At 59.1% G+C, this 6,130-nt stretch carries 2 protein-coding genes, 1 tRNA gene, 2 rRNA genes and 2 pseudogenes; 4 read left to right on the top strand and 3 right to left on the bottom strand.

Translation table 11 applies throughout. The features are described from left to right. The first annotated feature begins 67 nt into the window (after nucleotides 1–67). The 4 genes and pseudogenes from GR316_RS08960 to GR316_RS13940 all read left to right on the top strand — a co-directional run bounded on the left by GR316_RS08960 (nucleotide 68) and on the right by GR316_RS13940 (nucleotide 3,772). Nucleotides 68–2,894 (top strand): 23S ribosomal RNA (locus GR316_RS08960). Nucleotides 2,895–3,013: 119 nt separating this feature from the next. Beyond that, nucleotides 3,014–3,128 (top strand): 5S ribosomal RNA (gene rrf, locus GR316_RS08955). A gap of 76 nt (nucleotides 3,129–3,204) precedes the next feature. After that, a tRNA-Met gene (locus GR316_RS08950) sits at nucleotides 3,205–3,281 on the top strand. 212 nt (nucleotides 3,282–3,493) lie between these two features. Then, nucleotides 3,494–3,772, top strand: a pseudogene (locus tag GR316_RS13940) (SH3 domain-containing protein). A 408-nt stretch (nucleotides 3,773–4,180) separates the two neighbouring features. On the opposite strand, the gene GR316_RS08945 reads toward GR316_RS13940, so the two are convergent. The 3 genes and pseudogenes from GR316_RS08945 to GR316_RS13905 form a co-directional block, all read right to left on the bottom strand. Further along, a complete protein-coding gene (locus GR316_RS08945) occupies nucleotides 4,181–4,333 on the bottom strand; it encodes a phage head-tail joining protein (protein ID WP_211783598.1) in 153 nt (50 codons plus the stop codon). Then, complete coding sequence (locus GR316_RS08940; RefSeq protein WP_211783597.1) at nucleotides 4,333–5,823, bottom strand: phage terminase large subunit family protein; 1,491 nt, start codon at nucleotides 5,821–5,823, stop codon at nucleotides 4,333–4,335. The genes GR316_RS08945 and GR316_RS08940 overlap by 1 nt, the downstream gene beginning before the upstream one ends. Before the next feature lie 137 nt (nucleotides 5,824–5,960). Beyond that, nucleotides 5,961–6,113: pseudogene (locus GR316_RS13905) on the bottom strand (ParB/Srx family N-terminal domain-containing protein); the annotation flags it as partial. Between the last annotated feature and the right edge of the window lie 17 nt (nucleotides 6,114–6,130).

The following is a 6,130-nucleotide window of genomic DNA, read 5'->3' as shown; positions in this document are numbered from 1 at the left end:
AGTATACATGCTTTTGACACCGGAAGGACGGATGAGGCGCAAGCCTGGTCCTGCTCTTTCTGGATCAAATCAAGCGCGAAAAGGGCGTTTGGTGGATGCCTAGGCAGTAAGAGGCGATGAAGGACGTGATACCCTGCGTTAAGCCATGGGGAGCCGGGAATAGGCTTTGATCCATGGATCTCCGAATGGGGAAACCCACCTGACAGTTTGTCATTGTTACTTCGGTACTCAATGGCTGGCTGAGACAGGTACTTATACCTTGAATACATAGGGGTATAAGAGCGAACCCGGGGAACTGAAACATCTAAGTACCCGGAGGAAAGGACATCAATAGAGACTCCGCTAGTAGTGGCGAGCGAACGCGGACCAGCCGAGCCTTGAGGATGACTGGAATGCGCTGGAAAGCGCAGCGATACAGGGTGACAGCCCCGTACAGGAAGTCTGATGGGACGTATTAAGTAGGGCGGGACACGTGAAATCCTGTCTGAAGACCGGGGGACCACCCCCGAAGGCTAAGTACTCCTTACTGACCGATAGCGAACCAGTACCGTGAGGGAAAGGTGAAAAGCACCCCGACGAGGGGAGTGAAACAGTACCTGAAACCGGACGCCTACAAGCAGTCGGAGGGGCATAAGCCCTGACGGCGTACCTTTTGTATAATGGGTCAACGACTTGGTCTAACGAGCAAGCTTAAGCCGCTAGGTGTAGGCGCAGCGAAAGCGAGTCTTAAAAGGGCGCATGAGTTCGTTGGATCAGACCCGAAACCAGGTGATCTAGCCATGAGCAGGATGAAGGTACGGTAACACGTACTGGAGGTCCGAACCAACACCCGTTGAAAAGGGTCTGGATGACTTGTGGCTAGGGGTGAAAGGCCAATCAAACCTGGAGATAGCTGGTTCTCCGCGAAAGCTATTTAGGTAGCGCCTCGGACGAATACCTGCGGGGGTAGAGCACTGCATGGATGATGGGGGCCCACAGCCTTACTGAGTCTAAGCAAACTCCGAATACCGCAGAGTACTATCCGGGAGACACACGGCGGGTGCTAACGTCCGTCGTGAAGAGGGAAACAACCCTGACCTGCAGCTAAGGCCCCTAATTCGTGGCTAAGTGGGAAAGCATGTGGGACGGCCAAAACAACCAGGAGGTTGGCTTAGAAGCAGCCATCCTTTAAAGATAGCGTAACAGCTCACTGGTCTAGATAAGCTGTCCTGCGGCGAAGATGTAACGGGGCTCAAGCCACGAGCCGAAGCTCAGGATGCACAGCGATGTGCGTGGTAGCGGAGCGTTCTGTGATATAGAACGCTGTCTGTTCTGCCTTCGGGTAGCGCAGACAATGTTCTTTCTGTGAAGCCGGGCTGTAAGGCATCCGGTGGAGAGATCAGAAGCGAGAATGTTGACATGAGTAGCGACAAACAGGGTGAGAGACCCTGTCGCCGAAAGTCCAAGGGTTCCTGCTTAAAGCTAATCTGAGCAGGGTAAGCCGGCCCCTAAGGCGAGGCCGAAAGGCGTAGTCGATGGGAACCAGGTTAATATTCCTGGGCCGTGAGATGGTGACGGATCGCAGGTGTAGTTCAGTCTTATCGGATTGACTGGGCTGCTGAGCGGTCCCTGGAAATAGCCTCTCTTTTAGACCGTACCCGAAACCGACACAGGTGGACTGGTAGAGAATACCAAGGCGCTTGAGAGAACCACATCAAAGGAACTCGGCAAAATACCTCCGTAAGTTCGCGAGAAGGAGGCCCCACATATGCGCAAGCACGTGTGGGGGGCACAAACCAGGGGGTGGCGACTGTTTACTTAAAACATAGGGCTCTGCGAAGTCGCAAGACGACGTATAGGGTCTGACGCCTGCCCGGTGCTGGAAGGTTAAAAGGAGGGGTGCAAGCTCCGAATTGAAGCCCCAGTAAACGGCGGCCGTAACTATAACGGTCCTAAGGTAGCGAAATTCCTTGTCGGGTAAGTTCCGACCTGCACGAATGGCGTAACGATCTCCCCGCTGTCTCTGATGTGGACTCAGCGAAATTGAACTGTGTGTCAAGATGCACACTTCCCGCGGTTAGACGGAAAGACCCCATGAACCTTTACTATAGCTTCGCACTGGCATCAGGATTGTGATGTGCAGGATAGGTGGTAGGCATCGAAACCAGGACGCCAGTTCTGGTGGAGCCATCCTTGAGATACCACCCTTCGCACTCTTGATGTCTAACCGCGGTCCGTTATCCGGATCCGGGACCCTGCGTGGTGGGTAGTTTGACTGGGGCGGTCGCCTCCCAAATTGTAACGGAGGCGCGCGAAGGTTGGCTCAGACCGGTCGGAAATCGGTCGTTGAGTGCAATGGCAGAAGCCAGCCTGACTGCAAGACTGACAAGTCGAGCAGAGACGAAAGTCGGCCATAGTGATCCGGTGGTCCCAAGTGGGAGGGCCATCGCTCAACGGATAAAAGGTACTCTGGGGATAACAGGCTGATGATGCCCAAGAGTCCATATCGACGGCATCGTTTGGCACCTCGATGTCGGCTCATCTCATCCTGGGGCTGGAGCAGGTCCCAAGGGTATGGCTGTTCGCCATTTAAAGAGGTACGTGAGCTGGGTTTAGAACGTCGTGAGACAGTTCGGTCCCTATCTGCCGTGGGTGTAGGAGACTTGAGAAGAGTTGCCCCTAGTACGAGAGGACCGGGGTGAACGATCCACTGGTGGACCAGTTGTCATGCCAATGGCAGTGCTGGGTAGCTATGATCGGACAGGATAACCGCTGAAGGCATCTAAGCGGGAAGCCCCCTTCAAAACAAGGTCTCCCTTGAGGGCCGTGGAAGACCACCACGTCGATAGGCCGGAGATGTAAGCGCAGCAATGCGTTCAGTTGACCGGTACTAATTGCCCGATAGGCTTGATTTGATCCAGAAACAGCAGGATCAAAAGCAAACACCGACTTGAACACGCGACATGAAAACCATGTCCCTGATGTTGTTATACCCACTCCGCTGCCAAAACAGCGGAGACGGGTTCTTCTCCGGTTTGGTGGTCATAGCACGAGCAAAACACCCGATCCCATCCCGAACTCGGCCGTTAAGTGCCGTCGCGCCAATGGTACTGCGTCTTAAGACGTGGGAGAGTAGGTCACCGCCAAACCTGACAAGAACCCAAGCCTCTCCGAACACACAAAACAAAACAATACCACAGGCCGTCAATCCAGACAGCCAACCTCCGCGGGATGGAGCAGCCCGGTAGCTCGTCAGGCTCATAACCTGAAGGTCGCAGGTTCAAATCCTGCTCCCGCAACCAAATTCCATAAATTATACAAAGACTTGCGCCCCGCTGAAACGCGGGGCTTTTTGACGTCTGCAGACTAGGCAACGCTCAGGCAACACGGGAGCGAAAAAGCGACGGCGAGCAGCCTGACAGGTTGCTCCGGCGTGCCTCTGTTCCATCCTGCTGCCCGCTGTCATTCCGCGCGTCATTGTTGTACGAAGGGTGAAACAGAGGCAGACCGCGACATGCGAACACACCTTGCCGCTCTTCTTGCCATGCTGATCATCGCCGGATGCGCCGTCGGCACCGGTGCCGTAGTGAAGGGCGCCGGACCTGACGACCTCCTCAAGCTCCGCAAAGGGCCCGGCCTCGACCACGACATCATCATCGGCCTGCCGGACGGAACGCGACTGACCCGACAAAACTGCATACGAACGCTGGCAAGGTCTTGTGCAGGGTAACGCTCGCCGATAAGCTAGAGTGTCTCTGGATATGTCTCCGCAGACTATCTCGCGCTTCGATGATAGCTCGGCCCATAGCAGCCATTCGTGAAGGAGGCGCGCTGCCCTGCACCATACACCAGACCTGCCCTTCGATACCCTGCGCAGCGGCAAAGCACAGTTTCAGGTCCTGGATGGGCGGCAGGGGCCGGAGGTGACGCTCCCCCGGGCTGATGGAACCAATGCCAGCAGAGAAGGCATATCAGATGCTGGCATTTGCAAGGACATAGTGCCATCCTGCTTGCGTCAGTTGAAGTTCACGGCTTAGTCTGCCGCAGTGAAAAGCGGCAATGTCAGCTTGATATCGGGGCGCTCGTCAAGGTCGCTGCCGTCCGATAGTAGAGAGCGACAATGGAAGCGGCCGAGCGCACGATCAGCCAGATTTTGACCGAACAGATTCGTTATGAAATCCCCGCGTACCAACGCCCATATTCATGGGAAAAGGGTAACGTAGAGCAGTTGGATGCGGCCCAAGAGATCGGCGGCGGAGCCATAGTCCACTGATTTGCCGTCATAGGACACGCGCGTGGTCCCCGCGGCATAGGCCCGGCGCAGGGCGTCGAGTTCCATCTCTGTCCAGGCCATCAGAACCAGTTTCCTTTCCTGCGATCGCCCAACCAGCCCAAGGATCGGGGGGAGGGCGGGGTGATTGTCTGCCGCTGCGGCTGTCCGGCCGGCAGCGTGGTCGTTTCCGTGCGGCCGGGCAGCAGCTGCGCCGCCAGTGCCTCCCAGCGGTCTTCATTCCAGCAGTCCATGCCCATCAGCCAGGCCGCGGCCCGGGCATAGACCCGACAGACCATGGCCTCATTGCGGTCCCGGGTCTGCTGCCATTCGAGGCGCTGGAAGCCCTGCCGGGTCTTCACCGTCATCAGCTGCTCGGCCGTCAGCTGCTTCGTCCATTCCGCCGTCGTCCCGCGCGGGATGTGCACGAAACCAGCGAGGTATCCCGTGCCGTCCGCAATCTCCTCATCCGTCGGCGCCGCGAGACGCAGAAACCGGTAGGTCTCGGACTTGAACACCGCCCCGGCAACCTTCCACAACCGCACGCCGCGGCGGATGCGGCGCCCGGCTTCGGTCACATCGACATAGGTCGGACCATCCACCGGCGTGGCACGGTCGAACCCGCCCACACCCTTCACGGCGATGACCTGCCCGTGGCCCATCTTGCGACACCAGTTGTAGACCGCATCCGTCGTCGCCCCGTCGCCGGTGTCGATCGCAAGCCGCGCCAGCGCCATGCGCGCGCCGCCGGCGTGATCCCATGTCTCGCCCAGGAGATCCGTCAGATCGCCCCAGACCTCTTCGCGTGCCGTATCCCCCTCCAGCACCACGTGATCGACGAGCCAGCTTTCCAGATTGCGGCCCCAGCCCCAGCCCCAGACATCGATCTCGATGCGGTCGCGCTGCACGTCGGCACCGGCGGTCAGCATCAGCGCGCCGTCCGGCACCTGCCCGAGATGCCAATCTTCCCGGCGCTCGTAGAGGCGTTGCCAGTCCGGCGCCTCGCCGCGTTCCTGCCATGTCTCACCAAGCACCGTGTTCTTCAGCGTCTTCAGCGCCGCATCATTGCCCTGCGCCGCCTCCCAGTTCCGGGCGATCTCAGCCCATGAGAGCCAGCCCAGCGGTGAATAGAGCCCGCTGATGTGGAAACCGACGATGCCGGCGGCCTCGGCGCGCCGCCGCAGTTCCGGTTCCGCCGTCGGTATCCAGCGCGCGCCGTTCGCTTCGTCCATCATCTCGGTCTTGTGCCGCTCGGCGATGGGTTCGTCGCAGTGCTCGCACAGATAGGCCGCCGTCTCCGGCAATCCGGCCTGCCAGCGCAGGCGCTCGAACTTCAGCCATTGCAGCGCGCCGCAATGCGGACAGGGGACGTGATAGCGCTGCTGATCCGAGAGCTCGTATTCCCGCTCGATGCGCGACAGCCCCCTCACTGTCGGCGTCGAGGCCAGAAACCCCTTGCTGCGATGCCCGAAGCTGATCGTGCGCGCCTCGGCCAGCGCGATCGGATCGCCCTCGCCGTCAAGATCGCCCGGATAGGCATCGACCTCGTCCAGAAACACCCAGCGCGCCGGCATCGAGCGCGCAGCAAGTCCTCGTCCCAGCCGGCATTCTCGGCGAACCTGTTGTCGGCAATGACCAGCGCCCGGCGCTGCGCCTCGGTCAGATGGTCGAGAACGATCACCGGCACCTCGGCCAGCCCCAGCTTCTGCGCCGCCATCAGTCGGCCGTGCCCGGCGATGATGACATCGTCATCGCCGATCAGGATCGGGTTGGTGAAGCCGAACTCGGCGATGGAGGCGGCGATCTGCGCGATCTGGTCGTCGGAATGGGTGCGGGCATTGCGGGCGTAGGGCACGAGCCGCATGGCGGGCATCATCTCGA

Origin of the sequence: Falsirhodobacter algicola, from assembly GCF_018279165.1 — a bacterium.
GTDB lineage: Bacteria > Pseudomonadota > Alphaproteobacteria > Rhodobacterales > Rhodobacteraceae > Falsirhodobacter > Falsirhodobacter algicola.
The sequence above is the reverse complement of the archived record's forward strand: the minus strand, read 5'-3'. Positions and strand labels throughout refer to the sequence as shown.

Excerpts from the sequence above, each read along its gene's own strand:
- GR316_RS08945 (WP_211783598.1), bottom strand. The coding sequence starts at position 4,333 with ATGGCCTGGACAGAGATGGAACTCGACGCCCTGCGCCGGGCCTATGCC.
- GR316_RS08940 (WP_211783597.1), bottom strand. The coding sequence starts at position 5,823 with ATGCCGGCGCGCTGGGTGTTTCTGGACGAGGTCGATGCCTATCCGGGC.